Origin of the sequence: Saccharopolyspora taberi, assembly GCF_039534165.1 — a bacterium.
In the GTDB taxonomy this organism is placed as follows: Bacteria; Actinomycetota; Actinomycetes; order Mycobacteriales; family Pseudonocardiaceae; genus Saccharopolyspora_D; species Saccharopolyspora_D taberi.
The window spans coordinates 403035-425316 of sequence record NZ_BAAAUX010000019.1 but is presented as its reverse complement, the minus strand read 5'-3'; the positions used below and the strand labels follow the sequence as shown (position 1 = coordinate 425316).

The 22282-nt window shown below is 68.4% G+C and carries 16 protein-coding genes and 2 pseudogenes; 11 read left to right on the top strand and 7 right to left on the bottom strand.

Annotated features, from left to right (window positions below; all coding sequences use genetic code 11):
- Window positions 1-45: 45 nt before the first annotated feature.
- Genes ABD691_RS23640 through grpE form a run of 6 tightly spaced genes read right to left on the bottom strand, consistent with a single transcriptional unit; the run spans window position 46 to window position 9909 of the window.
- Window positions 46-1638: a TRAFAC clade GTPase domain-containing protein gene (locus tag ABD691_RS23640; RefSeq protein ID WP_344683175.1), complete on the bottom strand. Its 1593-nt coding sequence runs from the start codon at window positions 1636-1638 to the stop codon at window positions 46-48.
- On the bottom strand, window positions 1638-4010 hold the full coding sequence (locus ABD691_RS23635; protein ID WP_344683173.1) for a GTPase-associated protein 1-related protein: 2373 nt from the start codon (window positions 4008-4010) through the stop codon (window positions 1638-1640). Before ABD691_RS23635 ends, ABD691_RS23640 begins: the two co-directional genes overlap by 1 nt.
- Window positions 4007-5197, bottom strand: a complete 1191-nt coding sequence (locus ABD691_RS23630; RefSeq protein ID WP_344683172.1) for a TRAFAC clade GTPase domain-containing protein — start codon at window positions 5195-5197, stop codon at window positions 4007-4009. The genes ABD691_RS23635 and ABD691_RS23630 overlap by 4 nt, the downstream gene beginning before the upstream one ends.
- Window positions 5197-7548 carry a SaeA-related protein gene (locus tag ABD691_RS23625; RefSeq protein ID WP_344683170.1) on the bottom strand — a complete coding sequence of 784 codons (2352 nt, stop codon included), beginning with the start codon at window positions 7546-7548 and terminating at the stop codon, window positions 5197-5199. The genes ABD691_RS23630 and ABD691_RS23625 overlap by 1 nt, the downstream gene beginning before the upstream one ends.
- Window positions 7548-9215, bottom strand: coding sequence for an Hsp70 family protein (locus ABD691_RS23620; RefSeq protein ID WP_344683168.1), 1668 nt, complete (start codon window positions 9213-9215; stop codon window positions 7548-7550). The genes ABD691_RS23625 and ABD691_RS23620 overlap by 1 nt, the downstream gene beginning before the upstream one ends.
- On the bottom strand, window positions 9208-9909 hold the full coding sequence (gene grpE, locus ABD691_RS23615; protein ID WP_344683166.1) for a nucleotide exchange factor GrpE: 702 nt from the start codon (window positions 9907-9909) through the stop codon (window positions 9208-9210). Before grpE ends, ABD691_RS23620 begins: the two co-directional genes overlap by 8 nt.
- Before the next feature lie 354 nt (window positions 9910-10263).
- On the opposite strand from grpE, the pseudogene ABD691_RS23610 reads away from it, so the two are divergent.
- The 6 genes and pseudogenes from ABD691_RS23610 to ABD691_RS23585 all read left to right on the top strand — a co-directional run.
- Window positions 10264-10572, top strand: a pseudogene (locus ABD691_RS23610) (Fe-S oxidoreductase); the annotation flags it as partial.
- Window positions 10508-10918, top strand: a pseudogene (locus tag ABD691_RS23605) (LuxR C-terminal-related transcriptional regulator); the annotation flags it as partial. The pseudogenes ABD691_RS23610 and ABD691_RS23605, both read left to right, overlap by 65 nt.
- Window positions 10919-11153: 235 nt before the next feature.
- Entirely contained in the window at window positions 11154-11978 is an 825-nt protein-coding gene (locus ABD691_RS23600; protein ID WP_344683164.1) for an SAM-dependent methyltransferase, read from the top strand.
- 439 nt (window positions 11979-12417) lie between these two features.
- Complete coding sequence (locus ABD691_RS23595; protein ID WP_344683162.1) at window positions 12418-13380, top strand: sigma-70 family RNA polymerase sigma factor; 963 nt, start codon at window positions 12418-12420, stop codon at window positions 13378-13380.
- Between the two features lie 87 nt (window positions 13381-13467).
- Window positions 13468-14016, top strand: coding sequence for a dihydrofolate reductase family protein (locus ABD691_RS23590; protein ID WP_344683160.1), 549 nt, complete (start codon window positions 13468-13470; stop codon window positions 14014-14016).
- A 199-nt stretch (window positions 14017-14215) separates the two neighbouring features.
- Window positions 14216-14608: a hypothetical protein gene (locus ABD691_RS23585; protein WP_344683158.1), complete on the top strand. Its 393-nt coding sequence runs from the start codon at window positions 14216-14218 to the stop codon at window positions 14606-14608.
- Window positions 14609-16416: 1808 nt separating this feature from the next.
- Here ABD691_RS23585 and ABD691_RS23580 read toward each other — a convergent pair.
- A complete protein-coding gene (locus ABD691_RS23580) occupies window positions 16417-16719 on the bottom strand; it encodes a hypothetical protein (RefSeq protein WP_344683156.1) in 303 nt (100 codons plus the stop codon).
- A 737-nt stretch (window positions 16720-17456) separates the two neighbouring features.
- On the opposite strand from ABD691_RS23580, the gene ABD691_RS23575 reads away from it, so the two are divergent.
- From ABD691_RS23575 to ABD691_RS23555, 5 genes are all read left to right on the top strand, one after another.
- A complete protein-coding gene (locus tag ABD691_RS23575) occupies window positions 17457-17930 on the top strand; it encodes an AbrB/MazE/SpoVT family DNA-binding domain-containing protein (protein ID WP_344683154.1) in 474 nt (157 codons plus the stop codon).
- 62 nt (window positions 17931-17992) lie between these two features.
- Window positions 17993-18976 (top strand): tyrosine-type recombinase/integrase, encoded by a 984-nt coding sequence (locus ABD691_RS23570; RefSeq protein WP_344683512.1) that lies wholly within the window; start codon window positions 17993-17995, stop codon window positions 18974-18976.
- A 419-nt stretch (window positions 18977-19395) separates the two neighbouring features.
- Complete coding sequence (locus ABD691_RS23565; protein ID WP_344683152.1) at window positions 19396-19791, top strand: hypothetical protein; 396 nt, start codon at window positions 19396-19398, stop codon at window positions 19789-19791.
- Window positions 19788-21038 carry an AAA family ATPase gene (locus ABD691_RS23560; protein ID WP_344683150.1) on the top strand — a complete coding sequence of 417 codons (1251 nt, stop codon included), beginning with the start codon at window positions 19788-19790 and terminating at the stop codon, window positions 21036-21038. The genes ABD691_RS23565 and ABD691_RS23560 overlap by 4 nt, the downstream gene beginning before the upstream one ends.
- A 930-nt stretch (window positions 21039-21968) precedes the next feature.
- A complete protein-coding gene (locus ABD691_RS23555; RefSeq protein WP_344683148.1) occupies window positions 21969-22154 on the top strand; it encodes a hypothetical protein in 186 nt (61 codons plus the stop codon).
- Window positions 22155-22282 lie beyond the last annotated feature (128 nt).

Here is a 22282-nt window from a genome sequence, read left to right as displayed (position 1 = left end):
GCAGAACCCAGCGGTGCACCCGGTAGCCCAACGGCGGTTCGGGATTCATGCGCTCTCCTCGACTGATCTGCTGTTCCGGCCGCGCGGGATCGAGAACCCGCCTCGTCGTATCAACCACAGGAACGGCTCGGCCGGCGACAAGGCACTGCCCGGACGGATTCCGGTGACCGACGACGTGACGAAGAAGCGGGTCTTCGCGAAGTCGCGTTGCGCGGCCAGCACCAGGTTGTCCAGTCCCGCGGTGTTCAGCCACTCCCGGACCGCGCCGGACAGCAGTTGCCGCGCCCACGGCAGGTCGCCGAGCAGGTCCGCCTTGACCACGACGATCGCCAGCGCTCGGCGGTCCAGCGCGACCTGGTAGTCCTTCAGCCTGCGCACCGTCACCTGGTACACGTCCTCGGGGGCCTTCGACGCCGGCTGGGCGGCGACCACCCGCGGGTCCTTCGCACCTCCGAGCTGGTCCTGCACCCAGGGGATGGAGAACGGGTCGACCACGAACACCAGTCCGCGCGCGTGGTCGAGGAACTCCAGCTCGGTGTTGTCCTCCCGGTCCGCGAAGAACTCGCCTGCCGCGTCGAACAGGTTCACCAGCGCCTCCCGGCGCTTCCGGCGGACCCGGGCGGTGATGGCGGCGGGAAGCTGGCCTGCCGGGGTCTTCGCGGTGTTGCCGCCGTCGGTGACGAGCCGGGTACCGTCGTCGAACGCCTGCCTGCCCGACTCGTCGTCGAACTCCAGCGCGGCGCCTGCCGCGGCCAGTTCGTCGCGCAGCTTGACCAGACCCGCGTACACCAGGCGGGTCTTGCCCGCCGAAACCGGGCCGAACACGGGCAGCGCGACACCGGTCACGGCGGCCGACCCGGTCCGCAACGGTCGCTCGCAGCGCTCGCACAGCGCGGTCAGCTTCCGGGCCGCGCGCAACACGGTCGTCGGAAGCCGTGCTTCGCAGCCACAGCGCCGCCACACCGCGCCCAGCAGTCCGGGCCGGATGTCCCGATGTACCCGACCGCAGTTGAAGCACTTGTAGTCGGGCACGTTCTGCTTGTAGTAGCACTGCGGATGGGGACAGACGGCGTCTGCTTTGCGGATCCGGCGCACGGTGCCGTCGTAGGCGCGCAGCACGCCGATCACAGCGCCCCATCCGCCCCAGGCGATCACCAGTGCGACACCGCAGACCACCGTCACGATGAAGGTGCCGATGGCCAGCCCGGCGGTCACGCCCGTCCAGGCCGCGAACGGCACCGCCAGCACCGCCCACCGCACCGCGTTGTTCTGGAAGTCCACCCGCCAGTCGAGGATTCGCTGGTACCCGGAAGAGACGGTGTGCCGCAACGCGGTCCAGACCGCGAGCCAGTCATAACGCCATTGCGCGACAAGGTAATTGGGCCAGGCCCAGTCCCGGCCGTAGGGCTTGTCACCGCGCAACCGGGGAAGTCCCGCCGTTCCGGTGACGACGTGCTGGGGCGTTACCAGCGCCGGCTGCCAGCGGGTTCGTCCGGTGAGCGTCATGCAGGCCATGACGAAGGCCCATGCGATGCCGGCGAGGGAGCCGAGCGACGCCGCGAAGAACGCCACGTAAAGCAGGATGAAGGCCGCGAAGCAGCCCATCCCGACAGCGACGAGCAGGACGACAGGATGCATCACTCACCACGTTCTCTTCGCAGGCCGAACAGGCGGCGCGCGGCGGAGGGCTTCCTGGCCTTGTTCTTGCCGAGTTCCTGAAGCCACGTGTGCCACTCGGCGGCGTGGCTCGCGGCCTCGGCGCGGAGCAACCGGCTGATCCGGACGTGCGCGGGTTGTTTGTGCCGGGTCGCCCACGCCTCCAACGCCTTGTCGAACTCCGTTCGCATCGCCTCCGACACGGGGTCGGAGCAGCCGATGAGGAACGCGAGCCCGACCGCCTTGTCCTTGCGCTGGTCGGGCGAGTCGCTGTTCCAGACCACGGCCAGTTCGCGAACGAGCATGCGCTGCAACGCTTCTCCGCCTCGCGTCACAGCTTCTTTGCCCCTGGGCAGGTCGGCGGCCAGCAGCACGTTCACCACACCCGGTGCTCGCGCGTTCAGCACCTTCGCCGACACGTCGTCCAGAGGCACGGCGTCGAGGTTGCGTTGCACGGCGAGCATCCAGTCCTGGAGCACCCGGTCCTCGTTGCGCAGTGCTACCAACGGTTCTGTCCGCACCTGGTCGCCGAGTGCGTGCAGGACGTCGAGATAGCGGTCGTCCACCACGGAATCATTCAGCGTGGCAAGGACTTTCTGCGCCAAGGAATCCGAGATCTCGGCGGACGAGAGGAACTCCACGATCTCGGTCACCGAAGGCCGGGAGTGCTGAAACAGCGCGTCCCACACCGTGTCCGCTGTGCCGGGGCGCCCGGACTCCCGCAACGCGGCGCGGAAGGCGCCGATGGCGTCCTGGCGGTTCTGCCCGCCGGCGGCCACCGCTGCGCCGGCGACGATGGCGTCCAGCCGCATGAACGGATCGGTGACCGTCGGCAGCAGAAGCGGCCACCAGTGTTCACGGATCATCGTGGCGGTCTGCTCGGCATGCGGGCCGCGCAGGCGGAACGCGAACTCGTCGCGGAGCAGGTCGATCAGCTGCGGCCCGCACGACCAGCGGATCGGGCTGATCGGTGCGCCCGGCGTGTCCGCCCACCAGCTGACGAACCGTGCGGCGGCGGCGCCGAACCGGTCCAGCCGGGGCGTGAGGCCGAACCCTGCCGCGAGCTGCAACAGCAGGTCGACCTGTTCCGGCGGGATGCTGCCGACCGCCGCTTCGACCAGCGTCAGCGCCCGATCCTGGTCGGCCTGGGGCAGGTGCAGCGGCGGCAGCGGCGCGAGGTCGATGTTCCGAGCGCCCCGCACGATCTCGTCGAGCTGGGCCCGGAGCAGCGCATGCCGGATCTGAACGGCGAGTTCCACGGGGCCGGTGCGGACGGCTTCGGCGAGCTTGCGCAGCACGGAAGCGGAAGGCCGCTCGGACATGATCGCCTCGACCACGGGTTCCAGCGCGTCGGCCGTGGACGACGACACCAGCCAGTCGGCGAGCTCCAGCGCGTGTGCGTGGTTGTCGACCGGGTCGCCGAACGTGAGCACACCGCTGACCAGCCGATCGGCCGTCGTGGGGCGGTCGCGGTTTCCCTCGCGGGCGAACCGGTGCGCCAGCTCCACCGCGTCGATCACGTCGAACGGGTCGGCGCGCAGGAAGCGGGGAACCCAGTGCTGCGCCGACCCGGACGGTTCGACAGGTGAGTGCCTCCCGGTTTCGAGGTTGAACACCACGAACCCGTCGTCCCGCGCGGTGTCGGCCAGCTGTCCGGCCCAGTCCGGATGCAGCGCGAGCACCTCGTGCCTGCTGTACTGCGGGTTGGTCGCGAACACGCGGAATCCGATGCGCAGCGCGGTTTCCTGCGGCAGCAGCAGGGTTCCGGCGGCGATCCAGCGCACGATCTCGTCGGCGTCGGCGCCGACGAACACGAGCCGCCGGGCATCCCGGTGGTGGACCCGCTCCAGCGCGGAGTTCACGGCCACCAGCCAGCTTTCGCCGTCGGGCCTGCCCAGGACCCAGTCCCGCACCGCCTCGACCCCGCACGGGCCCGGCTCCGGCTCGGCAGGCACCGGATCGCACTGGGTGCCGGCCGCGGGCTGCTCGGACCACCACGGCGCCCCCCAGAGCTGAGCGGGACGGATCGGCCCGTACGCCTGGGGGTCCACAGTGCACACTGCGTGGGTGAACTGGTTGCCCTCCCGGACGCCGCCCATTTCGGTTCCGAGGTACACCCCGCGAGCGGTGGCGTACACGCCGTCGTGGACGTGCGTCAGCGACGGCGGGTAGTCGGCAACGGGACGCTTCGCACGCATCCAGCCCAGCGGAGCCTCGTACAGCGCCGAACGCTGGACCAGCGTCATCATCTCGTGGCTTGTTCCGGCGGACACCGCCTGGAACTGGAACCCCGCACCACCGCGCAGTCCCTGACCCTGGCGGCAGTCCGTGTAGAACAGCGACTCGAAGCTCATCGTCCACTCCGTTCGATGACCTTGAACAGGCCGAGCAGCCACAACAGCGGTTCGTCCACCCGGAACGGCCGGACCCCGCCGGGATCGATCAACTTGCGGTCGTAGTCCGGTTCGGCACCCAGCGCGGACACCGCGAAGTAGCGGAACGTCTTGTAGTGCGCGCGCAGATGCGCGTCGATGTCGTCGGCTCCCAGCTCGGCGAGGAGGGACCGCAGGTGCTCGTCGGTGTCCCGGCCCGATGCTTCGTCGTAGTAGGGCCCGGGGGAAGGCTCGCGCAGCAGGGCGTGCCCCTCGCCCAGCATTCCGTAGAAGGCGTCGATCTTGGAGAACACGACCGCGATGGGCACCGGGATCCGCTGCTTGCCGCCGATTCCGCCGGTGGTGCGCAGCAGTTCGGTGATCCGGTCGAGCACGCTCAGCGGCGGTTCGGTGTCCCGCCGGCCGGCGTCGGGAACCGTGATCCGATCCTTGGTGCCGGGAAGCTGGAACGGGTCGAGCAGGACGATCAGCCCGTCGGCCGCGCCGAGGTAGGACTGGCTGTTGACGAAGTCCTGGGTTGTCATGTCCTCGCCCGCCGCGTCGTAGAACGACAGCGTGGTGGTGCTGTGCACCTCGCGCCCGAGGGAACGGCGCGGTTGCCGCCACTGCAGGACCAGCGGTACCCGGATACCGTCCGCCGAGCTGGCGGTGGACTCGAACAGCGCGCTGTCGTCGAACAGCGCGTGCTCGTAGCGTTCCAGCCAGCTCGCGGTCTCCACTCCCGCCTGCTCCCCGGCGAAGGACATGTCGGCGTCGAAGCGGCGGCGGATGCGGTGGCGCAGCTCGTGCACCAGCACGGTGGTGTACACGGTCTTGCCGGAGTTCTTTCCGCCGACCATGCCGATCAGCGGGCTCCGGCTGTCGGCGAAGTTCGCGGGCAGCGGCGTCCGGCAGACCGGGCAGGCCCGGATGCCTGTCGACGTGCCGCAGTCCGGGCAGGCCGCTTTCCGTTGCGGCAGCCGGAGTCTCGACGGTGGCGGCGCGAACGTCGGCCAGGACGGGGAGGAGTAGCCGGTCAGCCGCTGCCGCTCGTCGTCGACGCTCTTGGCGCAGCGGTCCCTCCCCGGCGCGGCCCGGCCGGTGCACTGGTAGCGGAGATCGGCCGACTGGAACTGGTTGTAGCAGTAGGGGCAGGCGATCCTGGGCATCAGGTGGCTTTCAGTTGTGTCGTGGGCGGATCGACGAGCCGGACCCCGGCGGTCTCGGTGAAGCACCGCAGCCAGTACGGGCGGCGCAGCTTCGGCAGCCGGACGGAGACCTCGACCGGCTCTCCCGGACGGAACTCCTGCTCCAGGCGGTGGACGACCTGTCCGTCGCCCGGCCGGACCGGCATGACCCGGCCTCGCGCGACGACCACCAGCACCGCGCACGTCGGCACCGGCTGGTCCGCGGTCAACGTGACCCGCGCGGTGCCGCCGAGCAGTGGCAGCGATCGGCGCCGGACGGTGTAGCCGATGTGCGGGGGCAGGTCGCGGACGTCGATCTCGACCGGGGACGACCACGCCGCGCCGTCCTCGGCGACACCGCTGACCCGCACCCGGACCAGCCCGCGGCCCGGTTCGATCCGGCAGCCGCCGGAAGCCTGGTACTCCTGTCTGGTCAGGCGACGGTGGCCGGATCCATCCGCGTCGGTCCACGCGACCTCGGCGACCCTGGCGCGCTCCGGCCAGGTCCAGGACAGCACCAGCTCGGGGCCGAAACGCCGGAACTCCAGCCCGGTCATCGGCGGCAGTGTCGGCGCCCGGCGGCTGGTGCTGCTTTCGACCCGCACGGCGGTCGATTCGCCGTCGGTGCCGTCAGATCTGCGGTAGCGGGCGGTCAGCAGGTAGGCGCTGCCGCTCCCGCGATCGGCACCGCTGTCCCGGAACGACGTCGTCCCAGTGGTCGCCACCGAGGCGTCGCCGGAGCCGTCCCTGCGGAGCACGTCGACGGCGATGGTGTCGGGGTGGACCTTCCAGTTCGCCTGGACCGCGCCCTCGTCGACCTTCACGCGCACGTCGTGAACCGGTGGCAGGATCTCGATCTCAGCTCCGGCCGGACGGGACCAGACTCCTTCTTCGACCGCGGCGAAAACCGCGTATCCGGTGACGATCCCGGCCGGGGCACTGTCGTCCAGCACCACCGACCCGGTGTCCTCGCTGACGACAGCACCGTCCTCGGGATCGACGGGGATCCGGCCGGAGCGACGTACAAGCCGGTAGCGGGTGCCCGCCTCGTGACTGGCCGGCGGGCGCCACGACACCCGCACGGCGAGCCCGTCCGGGTGCGCCGAGACCTCCAGCACCGGTGGGAGCGGGATCCGGCGCAGCTCCGCGGTGATCCCGTCGTCGTCGGCGGCCAGCCCCGCGGCCTGCCGGAGGTGGTGACGGGCCTGCTCCTCGTCGTCATCGGCCAGCGCTCGGTGCGCGGCGTCGCGAAGCTCCCGTAACCGGGCGGACTGGCGCTCCACCAGTTCACGGGCCTTCTGCGCTTCGTCGGTGTCCACGATGCCCGTGAGCGCCTGCTCGGCTGCGACGAGACAACCGTCCTCAAGCAGCTCGGTGACCCTCGGCAGACCGGGAGACGCGCTGGGGCCGCTACCGCCGGTTTCGTCCAGCACGCTTGCCACGGCCTGCCGGGCCTCGTCCTCGTCGAGCTTGGTCAGCCGCAGCTGCCGCAACAGCACCGATGCCGGCGCCCGGTTCTCGTGATGCCTGCGGACGTCGTCGAGCAGGTGGAACAGCGTGAGCGTCCGGAGGTCGACGCCGTCGGCGGTGACGGCGGTGTTGAGGAGACCGAGCGCCTCGCGGGCGGCCCGGTTGCCGGAACGGCGGTTCTCGCGGTCGATCGCATGCCGCACCGCCTCGGAGGATAGCCCGGTGGGACGAGTCGGGGTGCTGTCGAACGAGGTGAGGATCCGCAGGCTCGTGAGTTCTCCGTGCAGCAGCTCGGGAATGCTGGCCACCTCCGCCTCGGTGAGCAGCGACTTCAACCGGCGGTACAGCGTGTCCCGCAGGCCGCTGGTACCGGGCAGCTCGACCGGGGTGCTCAGCCGGACTCCGGCGATGTCCAGCGCCTGGTCCACCTCCTCCGGCGCGAGCTGCCCGAAGGTCTCCCGCATCGTTTCGAGCTGCCGGGAGGTGATCAGACCGAGATCCCCGAAGTCCGTGCGCAGCATCGTGACCAGCTCGTCGACGTGCTGGTTGCGGCTGCCGGTGCGCGCCGCGTCGTGGTCGCGCCACCAGGAGATCCGCAACATGTCGTCGCCGTGCCGGCGCCGTAGCTCCTCGTCCTCGCGCAGGAACGCCTTGTACACGCTGCGCACGAACGACGACTTCGCGGTGGACTGGGCGCTCTTGTTCCAGTGCGAACGGATCTCGCCGACCCGCTGGGCCACGTCGGCGTCGGCGAAGTCCAGCCGGAGCGCGTAGCGCGCCACCAGGTCGTCCGGCAGGCGGCCGCTGCGCCCCCGCAGCGGCCGGACGACCTTCTGCTCGTAGTCCTTCGGGTCGAACGTCATCAGCTGGAGACCGTGATCCCGGCGACGACCTCCGTCGCCGCGGCGACCTCCTCGTCACTGCGCACGCTCACCCGGACCTTGATGTCCAGCGATCTGCCAGTGCTGGGTTCGGTGGCGTTGAGCTCCAGCAGCCCTTCGGCGTCGACGGTCATCCGGATGTTCACCGGGGAGCCGGCCGGCAGCGGCGGAAGACCGTCGATGAGCCCTTTGCCTTCGTTGAGCGCCTTGTTCTCGGCCAGCTCCGGTCCGGCGACGACACCGGACTGCTCGAACAGCTCGATCTCGACGCCCTGCTGGCCTTCCTCGACGGTGGCGGCGTCGAGCTTCCGCACCTCGGTCGGCAACGGGTCGTTGGCGTGCACGAGGTGGTGGATGTAGTGCCGTTGCGGCTTGCGCTGCCAATCGGGCTCGCTGGTGTCGACCAGCTTGACCCCGAACGCCTTCGGCAGCACGTTCCGGGTCTGCTTCGCGGCCAGGGTTTCCAACGTCCGCGAGGAGATCCCGGTCCGCTTGGCCATCGAGTCGACCGCCTCGGCCACCCGGGTGTTGACCTCCGCGGTGGTGCCACCGGCGTTCTCCGCTTCCTCCTTCTCCCGGTGCACCACGCGCCCCAGGGCGTAGAGCGCGGCACCCTTGGCCACGGCCAGATCCGGGTCGTGCAGCTTCGGCTCCCAGTCGAACTCGCTGCGCAGGCGCTCGGCGACGGCGGGCATCTTGGTGGCGCCGCCGACGAGCAGCACCTCGTCGATGGTCGTCCCGGGCTGCTTGTCGGCGAGGGTTTTCAGCGTGCGCCGGACGATCTCGATCGTCTTGTCCAGCAGGTCCCTGGTCTCCTGCTCGAACAGCTCGCGGGTGACCTCGATGCGGGCGCTGCTGCCCGCGCCGCGCAGTGCGACGGCACGGGATTCGGTGCGGGAGAGCTGCTTTTTCGTCTCCTCCGCCGTCGTGGCCAGCGACTGCATGAACTCTTCGTCGTCCTCGGCGTCGGCACCGGCGGACTCGGTGAACCGCTCAAGCAGGTAGTCCCGCAGCCGGGCGTCCCAGTCGGCGCCGCCGAGGTGGTCATCGCCGTCGGTGCACAGCACCACGATCTCCTCGGACGACACCTGGATCACGGTGGTGTCGAACGTTCCGCCGCCCAGGTCGTAGACCAGGATCGTCTTGTCCTCGGCATCGCTGGTCGCCTCGTAGTGCAGGGCGGCGGCCACCGGCTCCGGCACGATGCCGATCACGTCCAGCCCGGCGATCTTCCCGGCGTTCTTGGTGGCGGTGCGTTCCAGCATGCCGAAGTAGGCGGGCACCGTGATGACCGCCCGGTGCGCGGTGCCGCCGGTGTGCGAGGCCGCGTCCTGGGCGAGCTGCTTGAGGATCAGCGCCGAGATCGACTCGGGGGTGTAGGTGGTGCCGTGGTAGTCGTAGACGGCCTTTCCGCCCATCTCCCGCTTGATCAGCGACACGACCTGCTCGGGATAGGTGATCGCGGAGTTCTTGGCGACCGATCCGACCACGACGTTGGACTCGTTCTCGAAGAACACCACCGATGGCGTCGTCTCCAGGCTGTCGGTGTTCCGGCACACCGCGGGCCGTCCGGTCTCGTCCACGTAGGCGATGGCCGAGTAGGTCGTGCCGAGGTCGATGCCGAAGACCTTGAGGTTCTCGTCAGGCATCCGCGTTCTCCTGTTCCTGTTGCGTGCTGTCGACTTCGACGCGCTTCCACCGGTACACGTGCACCCGGGCCGGAGCGGTGATGCGGTCGTTCCCGGTGTCCCGGTACCCGTCGGCCACGACAGCGGCGACCGTCTCGTCCTGCTCGGCGCTGTCGGTGGGAACGAGCTTGACCGCACGGTGTTCGCGCGCGTCGAACCGGTCCCCGGCGGCCGGACGGATCGGCTCGCTGCCGCAGCGTTCCAGGGCGAGTTCGACGCTGAGCGCGAAGGATTCCAGCAGACCCGCGGTCCGTTCTCGGTCGACCTCGGTGGGCAGGGTGGTGGCCTGGCGCAGCAGATCGTTGCGAAGGTTCTGGAGGTCGGTGACGATCGGGCGCAGCAGGAGACTCTGCTCGCCGGCCCGCAGGCGTTCCACCTCAGCGTGCAGGTTGTCGATGACCCGTTCCCGCGCCGCCGCTCTGGCGTGGTGCTCGCGAACCTCTTCGGTGAGCGCGGAAACCGCGCCGGTCAGTTCCGCCAGCGGTTGCGGTGCTTCTCCGGTCTCCGGCGTCTGCGCAACGGTCTCACCCGCGGTTTCGGTGGTGCGAGGCTCTTCGGCACCGTCCGAGCTCGTGACTTCGGACTGTTCGGGCACTTCGTGGTGCGCTTCGTCGCTCTCCGCATGGAGACCGCCTTCGCGATGTTGTTCGCGCATGACCTCGCCGCCTCGATACACGCTTCTCTCCGCAGCAATCCGATAGCACGGAGTCACTTGTCGGGCAGACCATATCGTTGATCCAATCGGCCCTGGTGCGGATCCGGAAGTTGAGCTCTAGCCGGATGTTTTCGGCGCTTGCGTCCTGGAAACCAAGACTGCGGTCAGGAAGGCCACCGATGGTGGCGAGCGATCGACGCCGAGGTGCTGTCCAGTTGCTTGTGGGCCACCTGGCAAGGTGTTGCGGGACGGGTGGGATTGGGTGGGCACGCGCCGAACCGTGGTTTTCAGCGTCGACGACGGCAGCACACCGGAGTGGAAGAAGCCAAGCCGCTACGTAACCACTGGGACATGCTGTTCGAGGGCCGGGAGCCGGGCAAGCGCAAGATCGTCGCCACGTGTGCGCACTGCTTCAACAGCCTGGCGAATGAGTACTCGCAGCTGGGCGGGGACTTCGAGGTCGTGCACCACACCCAGCTGCTGAACAAGCTGGTCCGCGAGAAGCGGCTCGTCCCGGTCGCTCCGGTCGCCGAGGACGTCACCTATCACGACCCCTGCTACCTGGGCGCGGGTCGTCGACGACCACCCCGCGACGTAGGTGCTCATCCTGACCACCTACGACACCGACCGCGACATCGAGCGGGCGATCGACGCCGGCGCTGTCGGCTACCTGCTCAAGGATGCCGGCCGCGACCAGCTCACCAGTGCCGTCCTCGCCGCGGCGCGTGGCGAGACAGTGCTGGCTCCGCGCGTCGCGGCCCGGTTGGTCGCCCGGATGCGTGTTCCGACGCCGGTCACGCTGAGCCCGCGCGAGACCGACGTTCTGCAAGAGGTCGCCGCGGGTTTGTCCAACCCCGAGATCGGCGCGCGGCTCCACATCACCGAGGCCACCGTGAAGACCCACCTGCTGCGAATCTTCGCAAAGCTCGATGTCAGCGACCGCACCGCTGCCGTCGTCGAGGCTATGGAGCGCGACCTCCTCCCACGTCGTGGCAACTCGAAGTCCTGATCGGGCGAGCAAATCCGACTCTGCCACCCCGCGGGAGGCGCAGGGGACTCTCACGGCGCCCGTAGCGCGGCTGGTCCAGCGCGACAACACGTCTGGACAAGCACGACTGAACTCGGGCCACGCCGGGACGCCGTTGCGGCGGCGATCTCCGCTTGAAGCACCCATGCCGTCGGTAAGGAAACTCATCCGGATACAGGGGTCCACCTCGTGAGCAGAGTGTGTCAACATCACCTTCGTGAGTGAGACCCCACCGTCGCCTGAGATCGACACTTCGGTACCCAGCGTCGCCCGCGCCTACGACTACTTCCTTGGCGGCAAGGACAACTTCGAGGTGGACCGCGCGGTACTGCATCAGGCCATGGAGGTACTGCCGGAGGCCAGGCTGCTGGCGATCGAGAACCGGCACTGGCTGACGCGGGTCATCCGCTTCCTCACCCGCGAGGCAGGCATCACGCAGTTCCTCGACGTCGGTTCCGGTCTCCCGACCAGGGAAAACACTCACCAGGTGGCACGGCGGATCGAGCCCGAGACCTCGGTCGTCTACGTCGACAACGATCCCGCGTGCCTGGCCTACGGGCGGGCGTTGCTTGAGGAAAGCGGCCTCACCCACTTCGTCAGCGCCGACCTGACCAAGCCGGACGAGCTGCTGTCGAATCCGACCATCAGAACCCACATCGACTTCGACACGCCACTGGCGCTCATCCAGTGCGGAACGATCCACCACGTCCCGAACGAGTTGCACCCACACGAGATCATGAGGACATACATCGAGGCACTGCCGTCGGGTTCGTACCTCGCGTTGACGCACTTTTTCAACCCGCAAGACGAGAACGGCTACTACGCCGACCTTGCCCGCCGCACCGAGCAATCCTTCCACGACGCCAACCTGGGCAGCGGCTTCTGGCGCACCCGCGAGGAGATCCAGTCCTACTTCGACGGCCTGGAGATCGTGGAACCCGGCCTGTCCTACCTCCACGACTGGTGGCCCGACGGCCCTCGCCTGCGCCCGGTGACCGACGCGGAGCACCTTATCGTCGGGGGCGTTGGCCGAAAGCCGTGATGCTGGCTCACCGGAATTCCATCACGACCGCGTGAACGGGTGCCGCTCGCTGTTCCCGACAGGCTCCTCGCCCAGCCACGACGAGTCGCTGGACCGGCAGCGGTCGTCGAGGCAGGCGCGTCGCGATCACCCTCGGTGCGGCTTCGGCCTGGTCGCCCCGTTCACCGACTTCTGGCCGCTGCTGGGGGCTGGTGTGGTTTACGGCGCGATCCGGTGGTGCTCGGTGGCCTGCTTGTGTTCCCTGCGTGGCTGGTGTTGCGCGGGTCTTAGAGGGCGTCTGGGAACTTGGGTGAGGATCGGCGTGCGACGCCGATGGAGCCCAGACGCACGTCAGTTTCGCGTTCCGAAATGGACGCGTCGTCCACTCCGGTCGCGTTTGACCGGAGTGACCTTGGCGAACGCGGGCACCAGCCGCGGCGCCTCGACTATGCTCGAGATCGTGCCCGTCATCGATCCGTTGCAGGTGGAGGAATTCCGCGGCGAGTTGCTCGGCTACTGTTACCGGTTCTTCGGGTGCTACCCGGAGGCCGAAGATGCCGTGCAGGAGACGATGCTGCGGGCGTGGAATCGCGGGGACGGGTTCGCCGGCCAGTCGTCGGTGCGTACCTGGCTGTATCGGATCGCCACCAACATCTGCCTTGACATGAAGCGCGCCCCGCAGCGGCGCGCCTTGCCGATGGACATGTGCGGCCCCGGTGTGGTGCCCGACGACCTCGCCGGCCTGACAACCAGGGAGGCGGAGTGCTGGGTCGGGCCGGTCGCCGACGACCGGCTCCGGGTGGGCGCGGACCCCGCCGAGATCGCGGTGCATCGCGAGTCGCTGCGGCTGGCGTTCGTGACCGCGCTGCAGCTGCTGCCGCCGAGGCAACGCGTGGTGTTGATCCTTCGAGACGTGCTGGCATGGTCGGCGGCCGAGTGCGCGGAGCTGCTCGCGATGTCCGTGGCTTCGGTGAACTCCGCATTGGCGCGGGCCCGCCGCACACTGGCCGACCACGACCCGGCCGACCGTCGTGCCATCGACGACGCGTCGGAGCGGGCGCTGTTCGAGGCCTATGTCGCCGCCTTCGAGGCCTACGACGTCGACCGGCTGGTGAAGCTCCTCGCCGAGGACGCCGTGTTCAGCATGCCGCCGTATGCGCTGTGGCTGCGGGGCGCGACCGATGTCGAGGCCTGGTGGCGCGGCCCCGGCCAGGTGTGTCGCGGCTCCCGCGTCCTGCCGACCCGTGCCAACGGCGGCCCTGCCGCGGCCGTCTACCACCCGGTCGGCCACCAGCGGTGGGAGCCGTTCGCGCTGCACGTGGTGGACGTGCGCGACGGCCGGATCGCAGGCCTGACCCACTTCATGGGGCCGGCCGTGTTCGCCGAGCTCGGCCTGCCAAGCGAGCTGGTGGCGACTGGTTGAAAAAATCGGCGAGCGACCGATCAGTTCGTGTCGCTCGCCTCGTCTACCGGGCATCGCGATGATTAACCACAACCGAAAGGCACAGCGATGTCTCGCAAGACCACGGCCCACTTGTTCTCCACCGTCGACGGCGTCGTGCACGCGCCCGACCAATGGCAGTTCGATTGTTTCGGTCCCGAAGAGGGCGAGTTCATGGGCCGCGCCCTCGGCAACGCCACCGACGTCGTCATCGGCCGCACGTTGTGGCAGGAATGGTCGGAGTACTGGCCGGGCGCCGAGGACCCGTTCGGCGCCTTCATCAACCCGGTGCGCAAGCACGTGGTCACCAGCACGCTCGAAGGTGACCTCGGGTGGAACAGCACCGTGATCAACGACGACCCGGTCGCCTACGTGCAGAAGCTCCAGCAGCAGGGCGATGGCGACATCATCGTCGCGGGAGGCGTGCGAACCACCCGCTCGCTCTTCCTCGCCGGTGTCATCGACACCCTCACCCTCACCATGCACCCCGTGGTGACCGATGAAGGCACCCGCCTTTTCGACGAGTCGGTGCCGCTGACCCGCCTTCGCCTCCTCGACAGCGCCATCACCAGCGCCGGAAACGCCATTCTCACCTACGGCCTTCGCCCCCGAGGCTAGCGAATTCGTCACTCGGCCCCGCGAGCCCCACCTTCGGGGCCCGCGACCGATGAGTGACCGGGACAAGGACGTCGAGATCCTCGCCTTGCGCCATCAGATCACGGTATTAGAGGGCGTCTGAACGGTGAGGTTACGAGTCTGCGGTGTATGCGAGGCGTCGGGACATGGTCATGGTCATGGCGATGTAGACCATGGCTTCGTGATGTTCGGGCAGGGTCTCGTAGTCGCGGACGCAGCGGGGGTGCTGAGGTTTCGCCCGGCGGACGTGGAGGAAACGACCGACCCAACGAATCCTCTGGAGCCGGGCAAAGCTTGTCCGTGCTCTCCGTGCGGCGCCTGCTTGTTGCGGCTCATGGCCGCGACTGCCGCGGAGAACAAGAACGTTCAGCCCGCAATCTCGGCCGAGGATCCTCAGATGGCCGTGCTTGTGCGAAAGGCGCAGTGGTTTCTTGATGACGCCGCCAGCTACCTACCTCTGGGGCTCGGCACCGCAAGAGATCGAGACGTGCTGGTGACGACGCTGGACGAACTCGTTACTCGGATCCGCGAAGGGGGAAGACCAGGACTCCCGAACGGTCAGGCTGACAGATGATTGTGTCCGCCGCACGGGTGGGACGGCATCGCCTCGACCGAGCCGGACGGCTACGTCACGGCGTGGCAGGGCGATCTCAACCCGGATCTACCAACCAGAATCTTGTCGATCGCGGAGTTGCAGAGACCTCCGATCGGCGGGTTCGCAGAGCCGTCGCGCGAGGTCCGTGTGGCTGTCCTAGATGGACTGCGCCGCCTGTAGATGGCTCGGTGCTCCGGTCGGTGCTGCCGCGAACTTTTCGACCATCGTTTCGTGACCCCCGCCATCGTGTTGGCGGCGCGCATGTCACGAAATGTTTCACGATTGGGCTTTCGATGTCTGATCGCGTGTGCTTGGGATGCGGCGAGGCGTTGTTGCCAGGGGCCGGTCGCGGACGCCGGGCGCGATATCACGGCGCAGCGTGTCGGCAGCGAGCCCGGCGGGCGCGCCTGCAAGCAGCAGGCGGGCAGGACTGGGAAGCGCTCGAACGGGCCGATGCCGCGATGGTGGCCACGCGGAGGGCAATGACCAACGGTGCCGACCCTCGGCAGGCAATCCACGATCTGCTGATGGCCGCAACTGAGCTCGCGAGTGCGTACGGCATCGCCGGGTCAGCTCGGAAGCGCGCGGAGCCGAGCTCTTCCAAGGCGCACGTCACGAAAGTGTTACGGAAGACCACGGCTCGGGTACCGATACCGTGCAGGATCGCGCAGCGGACGAAACTGGCGAACCGTCGAAGGTGCAACGGTGTCCGAGGCCGGTCGGTCGAAACGAGGCCGTGGACCTGGACGCCGTTCGCGTCGAGCGGTCGTCGGATTTCCAGCAGACAGGGCGATGGATCGTCCTCTGTGGCTCAGGGGAGAACGAGCTTCTGATCGGGTACTTGGATCAGAGGGCATCAAGGGCAAGAAGTGGTACGCACTTGGGCCGATGATGGCTCGGGTCTCCTACGTTCCGTGTCGAACGAGGAAGGAAGCCCTGCTTCGCCTTCTGGACTCGCACGTACCCGCGTGCTGAACCATCCGGCCGACCCCGAATCGGAAGGCCGCGCCGTATAACACAACCGGAACCACTTCGGGACAGGTCCCCGTGTCCCGGTGCTGCGCGTCGTCTGTGCGGCCCTGCTACCGATTTGGGGACGCCTCGGGACACGACGTATGGGCCGTCCCATGCCGAGTTCATCAGCTGACCTCGCAGGTCATCTAGCATGTCCGCCTGTCCCGTTGGGTGTCCCAGCAGCCGACCCGACGGGACGGAACGGCGTTTAGCGCGCAAGATTCGCGTGTTCAGAGCTACCTTTCCTCATTTTTCAAGGGCGGCCCCTGCGGGGCCGCCTGCCAGCTGTATGCAAGCCCCGGCCAGGCCGGGGCGCAGAAGGACGGCAGGCGGCCAGGAACCGCGCAGGGGCCGCAGTGATGAACCGAAGCTCAACGAGCACCAGGCGACGAGGACCAGGAGCACGACGAGCACGAGGCCGCCGAGGCGCGAGGGGCACACCGCGGATTCCGCGCCGAAGACGCCGGCCTTCTGGACTGGTTCAACGGACCCGTGCTGGGCGCGCTGCGAGAGTGGGCGGCTTGCCAGTTCCTACGGGCATGCCAGCGTTCCGGCGACGTAGTGGGTTGCCTGGCTGTGCTCCCTCTGCGGTGGGCCGTACATGCAGAGAGTCCGCGAGTCCAGCGGCTGGTGGCACCCGGACGGTCCGGCGACCTCCGAGATCACCGTAGAAGTCCGCCGAACCATCGGGACCGGAGCCGTGCACGCCACGATCGCAGCAGCTACCGGCACCCGGACCTAAGCACGCACTGAGCGGCGCCCACGCCACACGGCTAGGCCTTGCCGAGCCGCAGCCAGACCTCATAGGTCTCCACACTCTGAATGATCTGGCCACTCTCGTGGGCAAGCTGTGCGCGTATCGCATTTGCTGGTCCAGCGCTGGCCTGTGCGGATTCAGCGCTGTCCCAGTACGTGATCGTCAGGACCTTGCGGGCGCTGTGGTCAACAAGGACGTCGACCCCCTGGAAACCAGCGAGCTGCTCAAGCTCCCGCGCTACCGCTATTCGGTCCATGCCTTCAAGTAGTTCTTCAAACCGTGCGGAAGTGCCTGTGTAGGTGCTCACTCGCGCTTCCATGGCCCCTCCTCCTTGCGGCCACCAGCCCTCCAACCAGGATCCCCCGACTAATGACCGTGCACCCACAGCACCAGGTCGAAGACCCGACGCGCCGGGCGCGGTAGCGATCACTCGAACTCCAGTTCTATAGTGGGGCCGTTCGGTGGCAGGGAAGGCCGCCGGGCCGTTCGGGCCGGTCACGCGCACCCCCTCGTGGCGCGGCCCGCCCCTAACGTTGGAGGCGTGTGATGGGGGACGAGCGGGATGTCTGGTCGGGGACATGCCGACTGTGCCGGTGAGTGGTTCGGTCTCGGCGATGTGGACGGCGGAGTCGCGGGGGTGCGATGCGTAGTGCTTGCCGGTGAACTAGCAGCGGTCTGGTTGAGGCGGCTACGTGTCGGTTTCCTACCTCAAGATCAACTCCATGGTTTTCCCATGGTTAACAACGTCAGACGCTCGCAATTAGTCGCCGCTAGTGGCGTTCGCATTTGCGAAACTCCCTGGCCATGTCAGGTAATGGTAGACAACGGGGGAGTGATCCCATGACCCGTCAGGTTATGGGTCCTGTTTCGAAGTCGCAGGCCCCGCCAAGTCGGGGTCAGGGAGTACGAGGCGGGTGGTTAGTGTGCAAGTCCGTCCTCGGACACAAAAGTTGGTGGTATACCCCCAAAGCGTAGAGTGTACGTGTGCACCGCACCAGCGGAGTTTTCGCTGGTGCGGCTCTTGCTGTCCCGGATGTGGTCACCGGGGTGGTGGCCATGGGTGAGCGTCTCGTGCCCGGTGTTGTGCCGTCCACCGACCAGGTGCCGAGCCGGGCGCGGAGTGTTCCGGTGCGCGGGCAGGATGCTGGACTGCCGGTGGCTGAGGTGGCCACGCCTCGGGTGGCCAGGATGATCCACGGGATGGCCCGGGTGGATGGTTCGGGCCGGGTCTTGGACCGGGCGTTGCTGCGGGACTTGGGCTGGGAGCCGGGACAGCCGGTGTTGGTCCGGGTGATCGAGCAGCGGGTGGTGCTGCGGCCGGACCCGACCGCGGTGCACCGGCTGCCGTGGCAGCCGTGTCTCGTACTCCCGATCGCCGCCCGGACACGGTGTCACATCCGCACCGGTGACCGCGTCCTGCTAACCGCTGATCTTGAACAGGACGTGCTGGTGGTGCGGCCTCTGTGGGCTGTGGAGGACCTCCTGGCAGCTGAGCACGCCCGCCTCCTCGAGGGAGGTGGGGCGTCGTGAGTGGGGAGCGGTCCTCACCGGGTGAGGCTGAAATCGAGGCGGCGCGCCTGCTGCTGTCGCGGATGGGGGTCTCGCCACGGGATCTGCTGGATGTGCCTGAGGTGAAGCCGGTGGCGCCGACGTTCGCGGAATATGTTCCTCAGGTGGAGGAGGCGGTGTCGGCGGGGACGCGTCGGGTGTATGGCTCGTATTGGAAGCGGATTGTCGGTGAGTGGGGGGATCGTCGGTTGGATGAGCCGACGGCGTTGGAGATTGAGCGTCTGGCCGAGCGGGTGCGGGTGAAGGTGGTGCGGCGTCGTAACGCGCGGGGAGGTCGAAGTGCGGTGGAGCATTTCATCGCGGCGTTGCGGTGTGTCTACCGGCATGCGGTGGCTGATGAGCTGATCGACGAACGCGATAATCCGGCCAGGCGGGTGGCCAAACCGCGGCGGTTGCCGAATACGCGTCGTGGGTTGCCGGATGACCGGATCGCCGAGATCAACGAGACCGCGGCCACGACCGGGAATGATCCGGAGTTGGATACGTTGATTCTGCGGTTGCATATCGAGACGGCGTGCCGGCGTGGTGGTGCGCTGGCGCTGCGGCCACAGGATCTGGATCCGGATCAGTGTCTGGTTCTGTTGCAGGAGAAGGGGGATTCGGTGCGGTGGCAGCCGGTGTCGCCGACGTTGATGCGGCATTTGTGTGACCACGCCGAGCACCGGGGTGCGCTGGCGTCGGGTGGCCAGTTGCTGCGGTATCGCACCGGGAAGCCGATCACGACCCGCCGCTACGACTATTTGTGGCAAAGGTTGGGAAAACACATGCCGTGGGTGGCCGCGCAGCAGATCAGCACGCACTGGTTGCGGCATACCACGTTGACGTGGGTGGAGCGGCATTTCGGGTATGCGGTGGCGCGGGCGTTCGCCGGGCATACCGACAGCAACGGCGCCGACGGTGGCACCACCACCACCTACATCCGCGCGGGCCTGGATGAAGTCGCTGAGGCGGTGGCGGTGTTGACCGGTGAACCGCATCCTCTCGCCCGGCACACCAGACCCCACTAGAAAAACGGGAAATGCGGACGCGGCCACGGCTTCGGCCGGTTTGAGCGTGATCGTGCCGGTTGTATGCCCGCGTCGTGTAGTGCACTGCGGGAGTCCGGTCGCCCTGGCGACCGGACTCCTGTTCTGTCGGGGCGTGGCGGTGAATTGTGTGTCAGGTGGGGAACACGGGCGTGGGGGGATTCGACACACGGCAACCGGTGACGGAATCGGCTGGGAGCCTGAGAGTGGTGAGGGTGATCGCCCGTTCCACAATCGTGTGCTGGCCTCGTGCCGGTCGTGGTTGTGGCCTGGGTGTCGTTGACGAACTCGCTCGCTTGGCCGGGCTGGCGCATTACGTCGGGATGTCCGAGCTCCTGCGTCGCTCACAGGTGCGCCACGACGGCTGACGGGCTGGTTCTGTCGGTGTTCGAGGAGATGTGGTGCCACCGGATGACAACATGCTCTCGGTTCCCCGCGGTGTGTACGAGCATCTCGTCACGCAGGCGGCTGCGTGGCGGGATCTCCGTGGCTGGTTGCGGACCGAATTCCCAAGGGTGGCGCTGCTGGCCGAATCCCCTCACGTCCGCGAACTGATCCGGGAATGGGTCGAGTGGGACCGCCGCCGGGGCGAGGCCGCAGCCTCCCATTCGATCGCGGATCTGGCCGACTGGCGACAGGTTGGGGTGGTTCCGTCGTTCGCGGAGTTGGAGCGTCGGCGCCGTCTACCCGGCGTGCTGGCCAAGGAGGCGTATGCCCGGCGTGGTGGATATGGGGGTGGCCCGGTGGACTGGGCCACCGGAAGGCCGCTGCACCCGGGCCAGAGCGAGGGTGCATGAGTGTCCCGTATGGACGGTCGAATCCGGATGCTGACGCGTGGTGCGACCCGGCCGACGGCGCGGTCTATCCCGGCGGGGTGACGGCGGCTGAAGGCCTGGCGGAGCGGACACGGCGGAAGCAGCAGGACCCCGACACCGCTGAGACCGCCGGGGCAGGTGCTGGGCGGCGGGTGGTGTGGCGTCGGGCGTCGGAGATCGCGGTCCGGCGGCGGGCGTGGTTGTGGACGGGCCGGGTCCCGTTGGGGGAGACGACCCTGTTGGTGGGTCATGCAGGTGTGGGTAAGTCACAGGCGGCGGCCTGGCTGTCGGCCCAAGTTTCGCGCGGCCGGTTGGCGGGTGAGCTGGAGGGGCGGGCAGCGTCGGTGTTGTATGTGGCGACCGAGGATTCGTGGGAGGCCACGGTGGCGCCGCGCCTGGTGGCCGCGGGCGCGGACATGGACCGGGTCCTGGCGGTCCACACCGAAACCACGGTCGGTACCGACATCGTCGCTGGGGGTGTGTCGCTGGCGGTGGATGTGCCGTCACTGCGCCGGGCCGCCGAGGAGACGGGGGCGCGGGTGATCGTGCTGGACGCATTGCTGTCGGCCATGACCGGGACGGACCTGGGCAAGCAAGGTGCCGTGCGGTCGTTGCTGGAGCCGTTGTCCCAGTTGGCGCAGGATCTTGGGCTGGCGGTGGTGGGGGTGGCGCATTTCCGGAAGTCGACGGGTGCGGATCCGTTGCTGGCGATTTCCGGGTCGGCCGAGTTTGGGCAGGTGGTCCGTTCGGCGATCGGTTTCGCCCGCGACCCCGAGGCGGGGGACGGGTCGGGTGTGCTGTCGGTGATCAAAACCAACCTCGCCCCGATGACGACCCCGTCGCTGCGGTATGTGATCGCACCGGCGTCGGTTCCGGCCGCCGACGGGCAGCTGACGTCGGTGGGCCGATTCCGCTTGGTCGGCGAGAGCGAGCGCGGTGTGGCCGACCTGCTCACTGACCTTCCGGTTTCGTCCGAGGAGCGCTGCGAAAGTGCGGAAGCGCGTCTGTGGCTCCGGGACTTTCTGCTGGAAGCGGGTGGTCGGGCGGAGGCGGGGGTGGTGATCAGAGCGGCGGAGGCGGCGGGGTTGTCGCGGGACCAGGTCAAGAAAGCCCGGATCAAGATCGGTGCCCGGACGGTGAAAGCCGGTTTCGCCGGCGGCCGGTGGGAATGGGTCCTGCCCGACGGCCACGCCAGCGGCGACGAAGATGCCGAAGGTGCCGGTACGTGAGCCCGGCACCTTCGGCACCTTCCACAGCACCTTCGCGCAGCGGGAGGCCCGTGGGCGAGGCCGACGAGGGTGACGGGAGGTGCCGCGATGTCGGTACCGGATCGCTGTGCGGGGTGCGGGCACCGGATGCGGTTGCCGGGGCGGTTTCATCCGTGGTGCGACCCGCAGGTCCGCGCCGGACTCGCACGGGAGCTGATCGCTTGTGTTCGGTGTGGGGAGCGGGTCACAGCGTTGACCGGTCGCGGGGTGTGCGGCTGGTGCCGCGACCGCGGTCACGATGGCCGGTGATCCCACGGCGATGGGGGCCTGGTCGGCAGTAGTGGGCCTTTGGCGAGGGGCCGTCTGGCTGTGGTGTTCAGCGGTCCACGCGGACCGTATGCCGTTGTGCGGCTGAGTCCGGTCCGGGGATGTCGGTGCGGGCGAGGACGGGGTGTACGCCATCGGCGCACAGTTTCTTCGTGAGGACCGGTAGAGGAGAGGTGCGCTGCTGGCCCTGATCGACCCCCTGGATCGGCCCTATGCGTCTACCTCGGGGCCCCGCTGCAGGACGACTTCCGGCGGTACCGTCGGCAATGCGGCGCTAGCGGCGGGGATGCGTCTTGCGGGTACCGGTGGTCCGGGACTGCTGGAGCACGGCCTTCCCGCTGGCTTCGCCGCCCACTTTCATCCTGTGTGGACAAGTCGGGTTGGTCTGCCGCGAGGTGTGTTCGGCGCGGGAGTGCGGCGATCTCCCGTGCTGTGCTGCGTGGGTGGGTATGCCCGGCGGATCGGTGGCCTAGACCTCGGGGCGGGGCTGCGGTTGTGCGGGCGTGGGGTCTGGCCGGTGCGACGGTGAGCGGCCGCGGTCGGCCGCTGGTACTCGTCGGTCTGGTGCCGCGTGGGGCGCGGTAGGCTGCCGCCCTGGTCGGATCACCCGGGGGCGGGGAAGCGGTGGACTATCTGGGGCCTCGCGTCGCGCTCGCCGCTGTCGTGGCGATCGTTGTCGTGGGTGGTGGGCTGCTGTACCGGTGGGTACGTTACCGCCGGTGGGACGAACCGCGGCCCCCACTGCTGCTGCTGGCCGTGGTCAGCGCCGTCCTCGCGGCACTGCTGACGGGGTTGCTCTCCTCGCGCTGATGCCACGCCCGCGCGCCGGTCGTCGTCGACTCGGTGAGAAATGACGGTCGAGTGCCCTGTACCGAGGGGATCGCTCGTATGGTGGTGGCGTTCGGACACGACCTGAGACCGCTGATCAAGGGAGTCAG